This is a genomic window from Rapidithrix thailandica, from assembly GCF_039710355.1.
Classification (GTDB): domain Bacteria; phylum Bacteroidota; class Bacteroidia; order Cytophagales; family Flammeovirgaceae; genus Rapidithrix; species Rapidithrix thailandica.
Map to the genome: position 1 here is coordinate 53,394 of NZ_JBDKWZ010000018.1, position 17,396 is coordinate 70,789.

Below are 17,396 nucleotides of genomic sequence, written 5' to 3' on the forward strand. Positions count from 1 at the left end.
TAATGAGATTTGGGATTGAAATTCAGTTGATTTTTTTTGGGTTTGTTAGTACACAAATACATTCGATAGTAAAATTCAATACAGCCTTCGCTTTTAGGATACATCTCATCAGCTTACTCAAAACATCTTTCATCACATAAATGAGGGGACAGTTTTTTTAATTTCAGGACAAAAATTCTATTTTAACTCCAACAAATAAACCCTCCATAAATATCTTATAACTTCAAAAATATGAAAATCCATTTTACAGTCATTTACACCTTACTACTCTCCATTTTCCTGGCTGCTTGTCAACCGAATGATTATCCCGAAGCAATCACCGCCACCCCTCATGACCTATCTTTTTCTCAACTACCTTCCCGCTGGGACGAAGCCCTTCCTTTGGGCAATGGAATGGTAGGTGCTTTGCTCTGGCAAAAAGGCAAGAACCTACGCCTCTCGCTCGACCGTGCCGACCTCTGGGATTTGCGCCCAATGGAAAACCTAGACTCCGAAAAGATGAAGTTTCATTGGGTATACGAACAATGGAAAAACAACAACTACCGGGAAGTACAACAGCAATTTGATGTACCTTACGACAAATCGCCGGCACCTTCTAAAATTCCGGCGGGGGCTTTGGAATTTGATATCCAAGCATTAGGAGAGGTAGCATCAGTACAATTGCACCTTAAAGAAGCCATCAGTGAAATCCACTGGAAAAACGGAGCAAAAATGCTATCCTTTGTTCATGCCACAGAGCCTATCGGTTGGTTTTATTTTGAAGGAGCAAAGGTTTCTCCCGAAATCATTGCCCCGGCCTACAGCCTGGAAGGAGAAGCCGGAGAAACCAACCCGGTAGAGGGGCAAGATTTACGCAGGTTGGGTTATCCCAAAGGAAAAATTACCAAGGGGGAAAACAGCCTTGTCTATGAACAAGAAGGCTGGGGTGGTTTCCGGTATCAGGTGACGACCCGCTGGCAAAAAACGGAAAAAGGAATACTGGGCTGCTGGAGTATCCACTCCGAATATCCTCAATGGGAAAAACAAGATACAGCGCTTGAAGCTACCGAAGTGGCAATGAATGGAGGCTTTTCCTCCGCCTGGCAATCTCACCGTCAATGGTGGAAGCACTTTTGGAGCAAATCCAGTATTGAGCTTCCGGATAAAATCCTTGAAAAACAATGGTACCGCGAAATATACAAATTCGGTTCGGCCGCCCGGCAGGGCGCACCTCCCATCTCCTTACAAGCCGTCTGGACGGCTGACAACGGCAAGCTCCCCCCTTGGAAAGGCGATTTTCACCATGATTTAAATACACAATTGAGTTATTGGCCTGCTTACAGTGGCAATCATTTGGAAGAAGAACAGGGCTTTATCGATTGGCTTTGGAAACACCGGAACACTTTTAAGGAATACACCAAGAACTACTTTGAAACAAACGGACTTAATGTGCCCGGAGTAACCACGCTGGAGGGCCAACCCATGGGCGGTTGGATACAATATTCCTTTGGCCCTACGGTATCCGCTTGGTTAGCTCAGCATTTCTACTGGCATTGGCGGTACAGTATGGACCCAGTGTTTTTGGAAGAAAAAGCCTACCCCTGGCTCAAAGAAGTGGCAATACACTTTGACGAACTTTCCGTAAAGGAGGAACAAGGAATGCGTAAACTGCCCATCAGTTCCAGCCCTGAAATTCACGATAACTCCCGGGAGGCTTGGTTCGGACAAACGACCAATTTCGACCTTGCCCTAATCCGTTGGACCTTTGACAAGGCGGCAGAACTGGCTACGGAACTGGGCAAAGAAAAAGAGGCCCGTAAATGGAAAGCAATCCTGGCCGAATGGCCTGAACTGGATATTGATCCGGAAAGTGGCTTGACCTTCGCCCCGGAACATCCTTATGAAAGCTCCCACCGTCATTTTTCTCACTTAATGGGCTTTCATCCCTTAGGCTTGGTGGATTGGTCCAACGGGGCAAAAGACCGGGAAATCATCCGCAAAACCTTAAACAACCTGGAGGAAAAAGGCTCTGATTGGTGGGTGGGGTATTCCTTCAGTTGGCTGGGCAACTTAAAGGCCCGCGCAATGGACGGTGAAGGAGCGGCAAAAGCGCTCAAAACATTTGCAAAGTCTTTTTGCTTACCCAACTCTTTTCATGTCAATGGTGATCAGTCGGGAAAAGGCTTTTCCAAATTCACCTACCGTCCTTTTACCTTAGAGGGTAACTTTGCATTTGCTTCCGGCATTCAGGAGATGTTGATTCAAAGTCATAGTGGGGTTGTCCGTTTATTTCCAGCCATTCCGGCCGACTGGCAAGAGGTAGCTTTCGAACAATTAAGGGCACAAGGAGCTTTTGTCATCTCCGCCCGCAAGCAAGCCGGAAAGGTCGTTAAAGTGGAAATACAAGTGGAAAAAGGCGGAGTGTTGATTTTACAGAATCCGTTTGACGGGGAGTTTAAAACTGAGGGCCTTGATTCCGGTCAGGTTCAACAGAAAGGTGAACGACTCGAAATTGAGACAAAGGCAGGAATGAAGATTACGTTGAAACAACTCTAAGTCCTAGAGCATGTAATCAATAAACCTTTCAAGGTTTCAACCAAAGGACTGTTTAAAACACTGAAGTGAATTAAACTTTTTCTTATTCCTGAAAAATGTTTCAAAAACGCCTCCTCTGTGTTACTTTTCTCAACAATAGCTTTGGCTATTCTCTTCAAAAAGTGCCTTGATGAGACGATTTTGATTCCATTTTCGGTCAAAAACTATAAGTTTAAACCACTTCACTTATAAACATCATCCTTGAAACCTTGAAAGGTTAAATAATATCATTCTATTACAAACTTTCCTCTCCTTTCCGGAAATAAATCCAATCCAAAAACAACATCGGGCGGTCAGCCTCTCCTTCGTGTTGGCGAAACACAAAATAAACATTGTGAATCCCTTGGCTTAGCGGGAGGTCAAATGTTTTTTCTTCATAATCCTGACCATCAGAGGAAGGAATACTGTGCGTGGCTACTAATTTACCCTCGGCACTTCCCAAGCGTATTTCAATGTTCCCTCCTACCCGGGTGCGGTAGCGATAACTCAAACGGGTAATCTGCGACAAATCAACCTGATGATAGGCAATATAAGCCCCATCCGTTACTTTGTTGATATATCCGAAATCCCCACCATTAGGCCGTTGTCGTTGAGCCATATGAATTTCATCGTACTCTTCGGCTTGTAACTTCGGATGACGCAAGGCAATCAACTTTTGTCCGGTAAGTGCCGGCATCTCATTCGCACCTTTATCTGTATACATTGCTTTAAAAATATACATCCCCGACTCATTGTCAAGCTGGTGTTTATCCAAATCCAAGGTTCCTTCGGCAGGCAAGCCCATTCCCTTAGCGCCTTCTTCGGTTAAAGAAAGAATGTACTCTACCATTTTGCCTGTTTCTTCCATCGAATGCTGTGGATGGGCCGCCATCAGGCTATGTCCCCAAACACCATTTCCTCCGGTAATAATTTTTTTAGCCAATACAGAAACCACACTGCGCTCCTTTTGATAACGTTCGGCAATGGCCAAATAGCTAGGGCCTATAGAGGACTTGTCCAAGGAATGACAAGAAGCGCAATCACTTCCCTCCATCAATTTTTTACCTTGTAAATGCGGGTTAAAATTATCCAGTTTCCCTCCTAATAAAGCCAAATCTTTCCCTTGTGGCAAAAAGCCAAATTGAATCTGTATTTGCTCAGGAGAGACTTGTCCATCCTCTTTGTCATTGACCTTTACATGATAGGCCACAGCTTTATTTTCAAAATAAAAACTCCGGTTATCTTCAAAAGAAATTTCCACTTCGGGCCGCTCATTCCCTACTCTGATTTCCACCTGAGTGCTTGCGCTTTTTCCTTCCGGGTCTGTAACGGTTAGTACAGGATGGTAAACTCCTGGTGTTTCAAAAGTATAAGAAGTTTGGATGCCTGTATGTTGCGCATCTCCTTCTGGCACAAATTGCCACTGGTAACTCAACGTGTCTTCTTCATCAAAATCAAATGAGGCCACAGCCGAAAATTCCACTTTCAAGGGCGCCGCCCCTACTTGTGTACTGGCTTCGATTTTCGCAATAGGTTTACGGTTTCCTTCCGCATATTCGATTCGCAGAAGGCGGGCATCTTCGTTATTGGCAAAGTAATTTTGTCCGTATTCCAAAACGTACATGGCACCGTCCGGGCCGAATACCATGTCAATAGGTTTGGAAATTTTGACGTTTGGTAAAAAGTTTTCGATTTTCTCCGGATCGCCATTCTCATCAAATGAGACCACTTTGATCCAACTCCGGGCCCATTCATAGATAAATAGCTTTCCATTGTAGTAACTGGGGAAATTGCGACCGGACTTCTGATACCTATCGGAATAATATACCGGCCCCGCCATGGCACTTCGCGAGCCCTTATCCAGGATGGGCCAAATTTCCGAACGGCTATAAGGGTACCAGATCATGGCTTTGCGCGCAGGAGGTAATTCCCTTGCCCCGGTGTTATTGGGCGATTCGTTCACAGGATGTTCGGGATCAAAATACGTCCCCGGAGTATTGCTCACAAAGTCAAAGTCCGGATAGGCTTTATTATCTCCTACAAAATACGGCCATCCGTAATTGCCCGGGCTTTTTGCCTGGTTCCATTCGTCATAACTTTGCGGCCCTTGCTCACTATCCACACCCGAATCCGGGCCTACATCTCCCCAATAAACATAATGTGTTTTGGGATCTATAGAGATACGAAAAGGATTACGGGCTCCCATCACATAAATTTCCGGCTTCCCGCTTTGACTGTCTTTTGCAAACAGATTCCCATCCGGAATGCTGTAAGAGCCGTCCGGATGAACTTTGATCCGCAGGATTTTTCCACGGAGATCATTGGTGTTTCCGGAAGATTTTTGAGCATCGAACGGCCCTCTTCCAGGCCGTTCGTCCAATGGAGAATAACCGTTGGATTCTTTGGAGCTGGTATTGTCTCCCGTAGAAAGATACAATAAACCATCCGAACCGAATTCAATAGAGCCACCCGAATGGCAACAAGTTTCCCTTTGAACGGGAACTTCCAGTATGATTCGCTCAGAGGCCATAATCAAACTGTCTCCCGACATCAAAAACCGGCTCAAGACCTGCTTCGGTTCATCGCCTACCGGAGAATAATAGAAGTAAATCCATCCGTTAAACGCAAAATTGGGATCAAGGGCCATACCCAACATACCATCTTCATAATTACCCTCCGTATGTACCTCAAAATTTGCCAAGAGCTTGGTTTTTCCACTTTCGGGATCGTACATCTTCACCTTTCCTTCCCGCTCTATATAGATCACTTTGAGATCGGGAGTTACATCCAACTCCATGGGTTCGTTCAGTTGATCATCCAGGGTTACCGCCACAAAACGCTTCTCGTCCGGCATGCGTTGGGTACGGCATTTTTCATAGTTCAGGGTATTTTCTCCAATGGCATAGGTCATCAGTTCTTTAAAAGCCTTTGTCTCTAAAGATTTTACTGATTTTACCATGGCAACCCGGCCTCCTTCATAGGAAAGTCTTCGGATATTTTCGGTATCGGCCGTTGCCTCTGTAGATAAATGAACGGAAGTAAAATAGGATTCGGGTTGGGATTCCGGAGCCAATTGACTCATCAAACGATGATGCCAGGGCCACTTATATTCGGGAATGAGTTGGGTTTCCATTGCCAACAAAGCCCCTCCCGCCTGAATGTAACGCTCCAAGTCAAGTTGTTGCTCTTGGCTCAAATGCTTTCCGGGGATTCCCAATACACATACAGTACTTTGCTGTTGTAACTTCTTTTCTGTGAGCATTTGCAAATTCGAAGAAGTATCGGCCTTGATACCTTCTTCTTGAGCCAGTGCCATGAGCTTTTCAGCCGAAGCGACATATTCGGCTTGAAAAATAATGAAAAGCCGTTCTTCGGTCAATCTTTCTTGGCAGGCAATCAAACTGCATAGCAAAAGTAAGTAAGCGATTCTTTTCATTTTCGTCTTATCGTATAAAAAGTTGGTAGTCAGAAAGGTTTAAAATTAGGGAATTACGGTTAGTTTTTAATCATTGTCATACATGGATTTTGAAAAATATAAACCTGCAAACCCCCTAAAGGTTTGGACAAACGCCCGACTTGTCCCCCTTTCAACTCCTCCGTAAGAAAAAAGGGTAGTATGATTTCCCATAAATTTTTACAACTTTTGTTGTTTGACTAAGCCAAGATCCAATGCAACACACTCAAGCCGCCTTGTTATCCATTCTCATTCCTGTTTACAATGAAGAAAAAACACTGGGCCTGATCCTCGAAAAAATCGCAGATGTAGAGCTCTTTGAAGGCATACGGAAGGAAATTATCGTAATCAATGACGGTTCGGAAGACGACAGTAAGTCGGTGGTAACCCGGTTTCAACAAAAGCATCCTTCTTTGACTGTAAAGTACCTTTATCACACTTCCAACCAAGGAAAAGGGGCGGCTCTCCATACAGGATTGCAACAGGCACGTGGGAATTACTTAATTATACAAGATGCCGACCTGGAATACGATCCCCGGGAATACAACCTCTTGCTACAACCAATGGTAGAAGGATTTGCGGATGTTGTATACGGTTCGCGTTTTATTGGCAACCGTCCTCACCGCACTTTGTATTTCTGGCACTACGTGGGCAACCGTTTTATCACATTTCTTTCCAATCTGATGACAGACCTCAACCTGACAGATATAGAAACATGTTATAAACTGTTTCGCACCGAATACCTGCAATCGTTGCAATTGAAAGAAAAAGGATTTGGTTTTGAACCGGAAATCACTGCAAAAATCAGCAAAATCAAAGGCATCCGGATTTATGAAATCGGCATCTCCTACTACGGCCGGACTTATAAGGAAGGCAAAAAAATCACCTGGAAAGATGGCTTTTGGGCATTGTATTGCATCTTACGGTACAATCTATTTGGATAAAGTGGGGAGGATTCAAGTAATTAGGGATTGAAGAAGGTATAAACACATCACAAACATCAGGTAAGAAATTCACTATGAATGCTTCTGAATGATTGTTCACTTGTCTCTTATCAATCCTTCATAAACCCCCGGCTCCGAATTCTCAATTAACATCGCACCTACAGCACGGGTATAAAAATCGGCAGGCCCTACTCCGCCAATAATAGCATATCCATAGCCCAATTCTTTCATAGCTTCCAAGGCCTTTACCAGTAGCACTTTGCCCAATCCTTTTCCTCGGTGTGACTCCAATACTCCTGTGGGGCCGAAAAAGTTTTTACAAGTCACTTCGTAACAGGCAAAACCAATAATCTTTCCTTGTTCCAAAGCCAGATAACAACTTACAGGTTGTCTTGAAAAAGCTACTTCACATTCACTTTGCCAATATTGACTAAAGTGTTTTCCCACCCAATTCGTCACAAAGTGTTTTTCCGGTACCAGAGCTCTCCGGACAGTAATGCCATTGGCTTTTAATTTTTTTATCGCTTCTTCTACCGAAGGTAGTGTATACAATTTAACCAACATATCTGCCATATCAGCCTTAGTTTTATCTTTCGTTTTACTATGTAAGAGTAGCGCAACGCACTTCTTTACTTTTATAAACAGCTCTTTCTGTTCATGATAAGAAATCTGAATAGAAAACCGCAAAAGGTATTTACTTTCTTCACGCTCCCTTTTCCTTGCCCTTAAAATTAATATATTTGTTATGAATCATCACCTTAAACATTGAACAACTATGTCACTACTTACATTTACGGACCGGGTAAAAGACCTGGTTAAAGATGGCAGCAACATCAATTACAAAGTCAAATTTGCTTTTGAAGAGGGAGTGGTACATGTCGATGCCACCCAACAACCGGATCAGGTTTCCAACGAGGATAAGGATGCGGATACAACCATTCATATGTCGTTAAACAATGCCAATAAATTTCTGGATGGTCAGCTTAACGTTACCATGGCATTTATGACAGGAAAGATGAAAGTGGATGGCAGTATGGGAGTCGCGATGAAAGTCGCCAAATTTGTGGAAAGCAAGCAATAACCTCCCTTGCACTTTTCAGTTTTTTTGTGGAAAGTGCAAGGTTCTTCTACCTTTTTATGAGTTTATGGACACCGTCAAAACTAGTAGTGGTGGATTTTTTCAATTTTTTCTCACTAAAAGCTGAGATTCTGGTATACAGTTACGAACCTTGCCCAGGAAACAAAGAATATTGCAATGAAACTCAAACATGTTTTGTGGGTCACCCTCCCGGTCTTGCTGATTTACGTTTTTTGGGAAACATTCACCCAACCAGGGGTCAATGATCTGAAGGGCGATTTTCAAGAAGTCAGCTTTATCAGAAATGAAAATAATACCGGGCCTGTACAAAGAATTTATGCAGTCAGTGTATCGGATACACTCTGGAGCGAAATGGAAAAATACGGAAAGTTGATGCCTCATACCAAATACGGTACGACAAAGGTGTTCTTTTTTGCTACCGGTACAAGCTCACCGGAAGAACTGAACCTGGAACCCGATCACTTTACCAATGATTTCAAACCCAACTGCCTGGCGAGCTTTGAAAAAAACGGTATGGGAACCATCTCCTTCAAAAAATACCCTTTTGGTAAATAGTCCAAAGTAAAGCCCGGCTTTATTCGTTTTTAGCAATTTGAAATCCGGAAAGCAATTTTTTGGCTTCGGCCAAATGTTCAAAAATCCGTTCTCCCAAGGATAGCTTCGGCAAGTTATCGAAGATCAACTCTTGGTCCCTATCCGGATGGTCGTTTATCAACCGGATCAGTGATTGATCAAATATAATCCGGAGTTGTCGTTCTTTCTCGTCTTTGCTGAGCGTGACATTGGCTCCTAAATTCATTTTACGCATGTCCACCGCATACAGGATTTTAAAACAATTGTTCTTTTTTCTCATCCTTTGTTCAATGATCATTTCAGCACCTTCAAAGGTAATCCGGTATGAAATAACATGACCATATGCATAAGCTCCCGCATTCGATTCAATCATGATTTTCAACCACATTTGGGTTACTTCCAAGTCGGTTTTATCAGGTTTTTCGTCAAGGATAGCCGCTTTACTAGTTGGGTAGGTACCTACCCAGGCCACCAAACACAATGTAGCAAAAAATATTGGTTTAGCCTTCATGACGATGTAAGTGTTAATAGTTAAAAATTTGGATTTTATTTATAAAAAGTTACCCAAAAAATTAGTTATTCACAACAAAACGTACACTGTGTTACCGATCATTAACGAAAATGTAATCGCCTGGAAAATTCATCGCTTACTCACTAAGTGAAAGTTGCGATGTTCCAATGCTTTTTGTTGGACATTCCGGAGAGCCAGGATAACTTGTTGAGGAAACTCAGCCTGTGTTACCTGATCAAATATCAGGTACTGACTGTCATCAGGATGTTCGCTTAACATGCTGATGAGGCGCCTTTTAAACTTCAGACAAAGTCTCTTTTTCTTTACATGATAGCGGATTTTGAGGGTTTTTCCGATTTCCAGTTGAGTCAGGTCAACGGCATAACGCATATCAAACTGCTTTTCGGGATGGAGAAACATATGTTGGTTGATGTACAACCAATTGCCTGTAATTTCGACATGATAGGAGACTCCGTATCCGAATAACTTACCCCGAGCGGCTTGTTCAATGGTTTGTTTGAGCCATTGTCCGGGATTTTCTATTTCATTTGATTGGGCATGTACTGAGTGGTAGAAAAAGCAAGTAAGCAATATAGTGTAAAAAAATAGGCTTTTTGCTAGTTTAGCATACATAAGAAATGAAGGTAATAAAGTTTCATGGTTTGCTAGTATTTGAATCAGTTTTCTGTAGAGGCACCCTGTTCTTTTACAGAACTAGAAGTTTGTATAATTTTCAAAATCAATATACTAAAATATAATACCCAAATCAACAAAAGCTTTGGGGCACGGAGGAATTTATTAGAATAATATAATAGGAGTTTTTTAGAATACACCTACCCGGCAAACATAAGCAAAACATCCCTACACTCCTCTTCCAATTTTTATAGTTTTTCCAATATCAGTTTTCTCCGGTTTTTGTTGATTCCGGAAGATTTAGGCTACGTTCCGGAACTTGTTCACCACATATACTCCGGCAATAATCAACGCCATCCCGATGAAGTGCAAGGGAAATAGTTGCTCTTGGTCCAACACTCCCCACATCACCGCAATGATGGGAATAATATACGTAACGGAAGTTGCAAACACCGGGGAAACCGTCTGCACCAACCTATTAAAAAGAATCAGGGCATACCCCGTACCTACAGTGCCTAAAAATATCAGGCAAGAAAGAGAAAACCAGGCATCGGGATGCGTCTGTATACGCTCTACAAAATCCGAACTGAATAAATAAGTGGCTGCAAGTGGCCCTATCAAGATCATTGCGCAAGCGGTCAACGTAACCGGATGGATAGTTGATAAGTGGGTTTTGATAATATTGGCACTAGTGGCATAACACAGGCAAGCAATCACCACAAACAACAAAAAATAATTAAGTTGTCCCAGTTGTCCGTTACTGTTGACAAGACTTAAGCCTACACACCCTACAAACCCCAATAGCAAGCCCCAAAGTTGCCCTTTTTGCATTTTGGCTTTGAAAAACACCATACCGATCAAGAAGGTAAACAGTGGAGTCAAGGCATTTAAAATCCCCGTGACAGAACTGGGTACTTGGGTAATGGCAATGGCAAACAGGAAAGCCGGAAACAAATTTCCCAACAAGCCCATGGCCAAGACATATTTCCATTGGGCTTTGGGAATTTGCTTTGCCCGGGTAATAGCCAAAAAGCCCAAGGCCAGGAAACCGAAGAAAATGCGTCCTGCCCCTACCTGCTCAAAGGTAAATACCTGTAAACTTTTTTTGATAAGGATAAAGGAGCTCCCCCATACCAAAGATAGGATTAACAAGAAGATAACAGGCAGTAAGCTCTGTTTTTTAGTTGTGGCATGTGTTGTTTGTGTTTTCATAGCAAGCGCAAAGATATACTAGTTTTCAACAAAAGGGGATAAAGATCCATATGACTTGGATTTGCTCAAACCAGGCTTTTGGCCTGTTTGGTTTTTGTTTTCTACTTTTAACCTTCCATTTTTGAAGCAAATACATGTAGGGCATTTTATGAAAATGAAAAAACTGATACACACACTCCTCCTTCTTACCATTGGGTTTACATTTTCAGGTCAAGCCAATCCTCAATTAGGCTCCCCCTATATCCGCAATTTTTCGAAATCGGTTTATGGAGGAGCCAATAGCAATTGGGCCATTGCCCAGGACTCGATGGGAATCCTGTATATAGGAAACCACAACGGACTCTTAGTATACGATGGCAATCAATGGGAGCATTATACAATGCCCAATAAGATGATCGTCCGTTCCGTGGCTGTTGCTCCGGATGGAAAGATTTACACGGGTTCTTACGAGGAATTCGGCTACTGGCAATGGGATGCTTTCGGGAATTTCACCTACCACTCTTTGGTATCAAAACTCACTGAATACACGCTACACAATGAAGAAATATGGAAAATTTTGATTGGAGAAGAGGGTATCTATTTTCAAACTTTTTCGAAAGTATTCAAATATCAAAGTGGCAAAATCCGTGTGATTTCGCCTCCCTCTCCCATTTTATTTTTGGCAAGCGTTCAAGGCCGGTACCTGGCCCAGGTGATAGGCAAGGGCCTTTATGAAATCAAAGAAGAAAAATTTGTAAAAATAGAAGGGAGTGAACTTTTGAAAGAGGCCCTGATTCCGGTTATTCTCCCAATGCCCAACGGACAAATCTTGTTAGGAACCGAGAACCAAGGGCTTTACCTTTATGACCAAGAAGGCTTTCATTCCTGGAACATCCCTGCGAGTGATTTTTTGAAAAAACACCAGCTGAACTGCGGCATCTATCAGGAAGGTGAAGGATTCCTTTTAGGGACAATCCTCAACGGCTTGATCAAACTCGATCTCAAGGGAAACATTACAGAACACTTGAACCAACGATCCGGCTTGCAAAATAACACTGTCCTTAACTTATATCTTGACCGGCAACAAAACCTCTGGCTGGCCTTGGATAAAGGCATTGATTATTTGCAGTTAAATTCCCCCTTTCGCTTTTACATTGATCAACAAGGTACTTTTGGTTCCGTATACACAGCCGCCCTCCATCAGGGGAAGTTGTATTTGGGCACTAATCAAGGGGTCTTTTATAAAGAATGGCAAGAGGATCATGAAACGGGCAGTTTTCAACTGTTGGAAGGCTCACAAGGACAGGTATGGCAACTCAAAGTCATTGACCAGCAATTGATTTGCGGTCATAATCAAGGCACTTATCTCATCCAAAACGAGCAATTTCAGCAGATATCTCCTTATACCGGTGGCTGGGACCTCAAACCCTTTACTTTTCGAGGGAAAAAGTATTTGATTCAAGGTACCTATACAAAACTATTGGTGTACCACCAGGCCCCCTCCGGGCAATGGGCGCTTTATCAAGTGATTGATCAAGAGGGCTTTGCCGAACCCATCCGTTTTATTGAGTTTGCTCAAAACGGCACTTTATGGGCCAGCCATGCTTTCAAAGGAGTTTATAAAATTCAATTGGACAGTACTCTCAGCCAGATAGAAAACCTGCACTATTATGGAAAAGAAACCTTTGGAACAGAATTTAATGTACAGGTATTCAAGGTAATGAACCAATTGCTCTTCAGCACCGGACAGCAATTATTCTACTACGATGAATTAAACGACAGCATTGATCTTTATACACAATTGAATGAGAAGTTGGGGGCATTTGCCGGAGCAACCCGGATCATTCAGTCTTCAGAGAAAGCATATTGGCTGGTGGGCAAAAAATCCTTGGGACTGTTTACAATCGACCCACATGGAGTACACCTGAGCCGGGAGCTTCCTTTTTTTGAGTTTTACGGAGCCTTAGTCAAAAAAGAAGAAAACCTTATTCCTCTAAGCGAAGAACTCACTTTAATCTGTCTGGACAACGGCTTTGCGCTATACAACCGGCAATTAGCACAAACTGACGGAGATTGGAAACAACAATTGCATTTACGACAGGCTATCTGTCAAACACAATCTTTATCGCTGGACCGTAAATCCACCTCATCTGCTCCCCTCATTCCTTTTGAGAAAAATTTTGTTTCTTTCCAAGTCTATCTGCCCGCCTACCATTTGAAAGATATGAAATTCCGCTACCGGTTAAAAGGCTTGGAAAGCCAATGGGCCCCTCCTACCAGCAATCCCTCTGTCAGTTATTACCGTTTGCCCTTTGGCGAATATGAATTTGAAGCTATTGCAGAAGATCCCTTTGGCCATACTTCTGTCCCTGTCCGGTACAAATTTACCATCGACCGGCCTTGGTATTTTTCGATGAAAGCCCTGTCGGTCTACACCTTTATGTTGGCCGGTTTGCTTATCCTATTGAGATATGTTTATAAGCGCAAACTCCAAATACACCAGGAAATGCTTAAGCAAAAGCTTCACAAAGAAAAGGAAGAACAATTGCAACAAGAAAGCCTGATGAATGAGCAAAAGCTAATGAAAGTACAAAATGAAAAATTACAAGCCGAAGTAGAATACAAAAGCAAAGAGTTGGCAAACTCTACCCGGGGTATCGTCAAAAAAAATGAAGTGCTAATCGAAATTAAAGAGGTATTGAACCAACAAAAAAATGAATTGAACAATCGCTTCCCGGAAGAGTGTTATCAACAATTACTCAAAGTAATTAACCGGAATATTTCCAACGAAGATGATTGGGAAGTGTTTGAGGCACATTTCGACCGGGCTCATGAGAATTTTTTCAAACGTCTGAAAAGCTTGTATCCCGATCTCAGTCCTAACGATCTCCGGTTTTGTGCCTATCTCAGGATGAATATTTCCAGTAAAGAAATTGCTCCTTTGTTAAATATTTCTGTGCGAGGGGTAGAAATCAGACGATATCGTTTGCGTAAAAAACTCAACTTAAACCATGAGCAAAACCTGGTGGATTTTATTTTAAATGTCTAGAAATTCACAGGCAGGCTTTCACCAGCAGTAAAACATCTCCAAGCGTTAAGGTTGTTTATACCTCAATCAGGTGTATTCCGTTTCGATGTACTTTCATGTGTATAATTCCGGGTTTCCACAACCTTTTTTACTACATCATCACTACATCAAACAAGTATTTTGGCCTATTTTCTCCCTCTACATTACCTGGCTTTCCCTCAAAAAACCTCTGGGGCAAACATTCGGAATTTACACTGGAAATGAACAAGTTACAGCTAACCTACTTGAAGGTACTCACCCCATCATTCTTTGTAGTAGTAGTGATGTAACCAAATATTTCGCTTCCACATATAAGATCATTTACTTTGACTCCACAGGTTAACCTTCAAACACAAACAATTAAATACCATTTTACTAAAAAATATGAATATGAAAAGGAGGATATTTACCCTTATTGCACTCCTGTGGTTTACCGTATCTTACGCTCAACAAGAAACTATTTCAGGAGTAGTGAAAAGTGCGGGTGATCAGGCTCCGATTCCCGGAGCAAACGTGCTAGTCAAAAATTCTCAACAAGGCACTGTCACCGATATCGAAGGAAAATTTTCCCTGCTTGCCCGACAAGGAGATGTATTGACAGTCAGCTTTGTAGGCATGAGAACCCAGGAAATTACTCTGAACGGGCAAAGTTCATTGGAAATTTTACTGGAAGTCGACCTACAGCAGCTAGAAGAGGTCATTGTGGTAGGATATGGCACCCAGAGGAAATCCGATGTAACCGGCTCTATTTCAGGAATCAGCGGAACAGAGCTACTCAAACAACCGGCCCTCACTCCAACGCAAGCGATGCAAGGAAAGCTTACGGGTGTACAAATTGTAAACTCCGGTGGCCCTGGTGAAAATCCCATGGTACGGGTGCGTGGAGTAGGTACCATTTTAGGAGGGGCAGACCCACTATATGTAGTTGACGGGATTATTACCAATGATATCCGCAATATCAATACATCCGATATCGTCTCCATAGATGTCTTAAAAGACGCCTCTTCTGCCTCTATTTATGGAGTACGGGGTGCAAATGGCGTCATTCTGATCACGACCAAAGCCGGCCAGAAAGGCAAAATGAATATAAATTACGATGGGTTTATCGGGGTGAAAACCATTGCCAGTAAAGTAGATATGGCTGACAGCCGTTTGTTCATTGACTATGCCAATGAAGCACTCTCTTATGACAACCAACCTCCTGCTTTTGACGATGCCGATGCACAAGTCAATACCGACTGGCTGGATGCGGTGACGCGTACCGCCCTGACACAAAGTCATAATTTATCGGTGAAAGGCGGAAACGACAAAGCCACTTATTATGCCAGTCTGGGATATTATGGAGAGGAAGGAATTTTAAAGAACAACGATTACGAGCGGATCAACTTCCGGCTGAACAATACCTTCCAACTAACGAAAAATATTAAACTCGGCAATGTATTGGGCCTTTCCCACTTTGTTGGAAATAATATCCCCTTTAGTGTTTTCACCGCTGCATACAAAGCAGCTCCAACCGTACCTGTAAAAGATGCCGAGGGAAACTATGGGTTTACCTCACAAAATAATGTGGGCAACCCGGTAGCTACCATCGACCATACCCACGACCGTAGCTGGGGAGATCGTATGCAAGGAAGTCTCTTTGCCGAAGTGACATTTTTAAAAGATTTTCAATTCCGTACCAGCTTCGGTTTGGATGCAATCCGTAATAAAGGCAGAATTTATGTTCCGGTGTACAGAATCTCCGATACGCAAAAAAATGAAATCTCTGTCCTTACCTTAAAAAGAAATAACTACAACAATTGGGTATGGGACAATACGCTGACCTATAGTAAAAATTTTGGGAACAGACATTCACTCAAAGTGATGGCAGGAACCACCGCTCAATCCAACAAAAATGATGAGTTCGAAGCCAGCCGGCAGAATGTGCCCGCTCAAGAGCGCTATTGGAACCTTTCCTTGGGCGATGAAGCCTCTGCCACCAACAACAGCAAAACGTTCGAAAACAAAATCAATTCTTATATCGGGCGACTGAACTACAGTTTCGCCGATCGCTATTTGCTCACTGTCACGGCCCGTTATGACGGCTCTTCCAAATTCCCCAAAAACAACCGTTGGGTTCTGTTTCCTTCCGTAGGTTTAGGGTGGAGGCTTTCAGAAGAGCCCTTTATGCAAGACATCGATTGGTTAGACAATTTGAAAGTACGGGGAAGTTGGGGAAAAATCGGAAATGACAATATAGATTCGGACGCTTTCTTATTGACCTTTGTTTCGGGCTTGGATTACGCCTTTGCCGGAGGCAGCACCTTGCAACAAGGCGCTACCATCGTAGATATCAAAGACCTCAATTTGCTTTGGGAAACTACCTATGAAACGGACCTGGGTGTAGAATTCAGTATGTTCAATGGTCGTATTACGGGTGAAATCGACTATTACCACAAACGCACCAAAGATGTATTGATGCCCGCTCCTTTGGATGCCATTTTTGGCGATAGGGATAACTCTTTTATTACTAATAAAGCCGATATTCTAAACGAAGGGCTGGAATTTGCCCTGAACTGGCGCCAATCTGCTCCCTCTGGGTTCAATTATTCTGTAGGTGTCAATCTGACTTACAACAAAAACAAACTGGAGGATATCAAAGGTGCTACCCCAATCATTTCCGGAAGCTTAGGCAACGGACAAGTGACTACCCGTACCGATGTGGGGCAGCCTATCGGCAGTTTCTGGCTGTGGGAAACCGATGGTATTTTTCAAAGTCAAGACGAAATCAATGCGTATGTAAATGAAGAAGGCGGATTAATTCAACCGGATGCCAAACCGGGGGACTTCCGGTTAAAAGATATTAATAAGGATGGGATCATTGATGTAGCGGACCGCAGCTTTTCGGGTTCTTACCAACCGGAATTTTACTTTGGTTTCGTAGGTAGTATTTCTTATAAAAACTTTGATTTATCTATCGATACGTATGGCAATCTAGGCAATAAAGTCTACAATGGAAAAAAAGCTCAACGCTTTGGTAATGAAAATATAGAAGCGGACTTGGCAGGCCGGTGGAATACGACTACCCCCTCTAATTCCATTCCGAGAGCCTCCAACGATGTCCCATTAGCCACTACATACTTCTTGGAATCCGGTGACTTCTTCCGGATCAACAACATTACTCTAGGATATACAATGCCTGCTTCTTTGAGTGAAAAAATCCATGTAGGCAATTTACGCGTCTATGCCAGTGCTCAAAACCCGGTGATTTTTAAAGATTTCAGCGGGTTCACTCCCGAGCTACCCGGTGATACCCGGAATGCCGGAATTGAACTCAATGCATATCCTACCTCTTCCACCTACTTATTAGGGTTAAACATTGGCTTTTGATG

The 17,396-nt window shown here is 42.8% G+C and carries 11 protein-coding genes; 6 read left to right on the plus strand and 5 right to left on the minus strand.

Going from position 1 to position 17,396, the window contains the following annotated elements; all coding sequences use genetic code 11:
• Nucleotides 1-231: 231 nt before the first annotated feature.
• Nucleotides 232-2,535, plus strand: coding sequence for a glycosyl hydrolase family 95 catalytic domain-containing protein (locus AAG747_RS23805; RefSeq protein ID WP_346823751.1), 2,304 nt, complete (start codon nt 232-234; stop codon nt 2,533-2,535).
• 274 nt (nt 2,536-2,809) lie between these two features.
• Here the strand turns inward: AAG747_RS23805 and AAG747_RS23810 are convergent, their stop codons facing one another.
• Complete coding sequence (locus AAG747_RS23810; protein WP_346823752.1) at nt 2,810-5,989, minus strand: PQQ-dependent sugar dehydrogenase; 3,180 nt, start codon at nt 5,987-5,989, stop codon at nt 2,810-2,812.
• A gap of 233 nt (nt 5,990-6,222) precedes the next feature.
• On the opposite strand from AAG747_RS23810, the gene AAG747_RS23815 reads away from it, so the two are divergent.
• Nucleotides 6,223-6,951 (plus strand): glycosyltransferase family 2 protein, encoded by a 729-nt coding sequence (locus AAG747_RS23815; protein ID WP_346823753.1) that lies wholly within the window; start codon nt 6,223-6,225, stop codon nt 6,949-6,951.
• A gap of 96 nt (nt 6,952-7,047) precedes the next feature.
• Here the strand turns inward: AAG747_RS23815 and AAG747_RS23820 are convergent, their stop codons facing one another.
• Nucleotides 7,048-7,524: a GNAT family N-acetyltransferase gene (locus AAG747_RS23820; RefSeq protein WP_346823754.1), complete on the minus strand. Its 477-nt coding sequence runs from the start codon at nt 7,522-7,524 to the stop codon at nt 7,048-7,050.
• Between the two features lie 202 nt (nt 7,525-7,726).
• Here AAG747_RS23820 and AAG747_RS23825 point away from each other — a divergent pair, with 202 nt between their 5' ends.
• Together AAG747_RS23825 and AAG747_RS23830 are read left to right on the plus strand one after the other, a co-directional pair.
• A complete protein-coding gene (locus tag AAG747_RS23825) occupies nt 7,727-8,032 on the plus strand; it encodes an SCP2 sterol-binding domain-containing protein (protein WP_346823755.1) in 306 nt (101 codons plus the stop codon).
• Between the two features lie 174 nt (nt 8,033-8,206).
• The gene (locus tag AAG747_RS23830) at nt 8,207-8,605 is read left to right on the plus strand and encodes a hypothetical protein (RefSeq protein WP_346823756.1); all 399 of its coding nucleotides are present in this window, start codon (nt 8,207-8,209) and stop codon (nt 8,603-8,605) included.
• A 19-nt stretch (nt 8,606-8,624) separates the two neighbouring features.
• On the opposite strand, the gene AAG747_RS23835 is transcribed toward AAG747_RS23830, so the two are convergent.
• The 3 genes from AAG747_RS23835 to AAG747_RS23845 all read right to left on the minus strand — a co-directional run bounded on the left by AAG747_RS23835 (nt 8,625) and on the right by AAG747_RS23845 (nt 10,979).
• Nucleotides 8,625-9,134 (minus strand): hypothetical protein, encoded by a 510-nt coding sequence (locus tag AAG747_RS23835; RefSeq protein WP_346823757.1) that lies wholly within the window; start codon nt 9,132-9,134, stop codon nt 8,625-8,627.
• 129 nt (nt 9,135-9,263) lie between these two features.
• The gene (locus AAG747_RS23840; RefSeq protein ID WP_346823758.1) at nt 9,264-9,767 is read right to left on the minus strand and encodes a hypothetical protein; all 504 of its coding nucleotides are present in this window, start codon (nt 9,765-9,767) and stop codon (nt 9,264-9,266) included.
• Nucleotides 9,768-10,067: 300 nt separating this feature from the next.
• The gene (locus tag AAG747_RS23845; protein WP_346823759.1) at nt 10,068-10,979 is read right to left on the minus strand and encodes a DMT family transporter; all 912 of its coding nucleotides are present in this window, start codon (nt 10,977-10,979) and stop codon (nt 10,068-10,070) included.
• A gap of 121 nt (nt 10,980-11,100) precedes the next feature.
• Between AAG747_RS23845 and AAG747_RS23850 the strand changes: the two genes are divergently transcribed.
• Both AAG747_RS23850 and AAG747_RS23855 read left to right on the plus strand, forming a co-directional pair.
• Nucleotides 11,101-14,007, plus strand: a complete 2,907-nt coding sequence (locus AAG747_RS23850; RefSeq protein WP_346823760.1) for a triple tyrosine motif-containing protein — start codon at nt 11,101-11,103, stop codon at nt 14,005-14,007.
• 408 nt (nt 14,008-14,415) lie between these two features.
• Nucleotides 14,416-17,394: a SusC/RagA family TonB-linked outer membrane protein gene (locus AAG747_RS23855; RefSeq protein ID WP_346823761.1), complete on the plus strand. Its 2,979-nt coding sequence runs from the start codon at nt 14,416-14,418 to the stop codon at nt 17,392-17,394.
• Nucleotides 17,395-17,396: the final 2 nt, after the last annotated feature.

Bases quoted from the DNA above. Each gene is read 5' to 3' on its own strand.
- AAG747_RS23805 (WP_346823751.1), top strand. From the start codon at position 232: ATGAAAATCCATTTTACAGTCATTTACACCTTACTACTCTCCATTTTC.
- AAG747_RS23810 (WP_346823752.1), bottom strand. From the start codon at position 5,989: ATGAAAAGAATCGCTTACTTACTTTTGCTATGCAGTTTGATTGCCTGC.
- AAG747_RS23815 (WP_346823753.1), top strand. From the start codon at position 6,223: ATGCAACACACTCAAGCCGCCTTGTTATCCATTCTCATTCCTGTTTAC.
- AAG747_RS23820 (WP_346823754.1), bottom strand. From the start codon at position 7,524: ATGGCAGATATGTTGGTTAAATTGTATACACTACCTTCGGTAGAAGAA.
- AAG747_RS23825 (WP_346823755.1), top strand. From the start codon at position 7,727: ATGTCACTACTTACATTTACGGACCGGGTAAAAGACCTGGTTAAAGAT.
- AAG747_RS23830 (WP_346823756.1), top strand. From the start codon at position 8,207: ATGAAACTCAAACATGTTTTGTGGGTCACCCTCCCGGTCTTGCTGATT.
- AAG747_RS23835 (WP_346823757.1), bottom strand. From the start codon at position 9,134: ATGAAGGCTAAACCAATATTTTTTGCTACATTGTGTTTGGTGGCCTGG.
- AAG747_RS23840 (WP_346823758.1), bottom strand. From the start codon at position 9,767: ATGTATGCTAAACTAGCAAAAAGCCTATTTTTTTACACTATATTGCTT.
- AAG747_RS23845 (WP_346823759.1), bottom strand. From the start codon at position 10,979: ATGAAAACACAAACAACACATGCCACAACTAAAAAACAGAGCTTACTG.
- AAG747_RS23855 (WP_346823761.1), top strand. From the start codon at position 14,416: ATGAAAAGGAGGATATTTACCCTTATTGCACTCCTGTGGTTTACCGTA.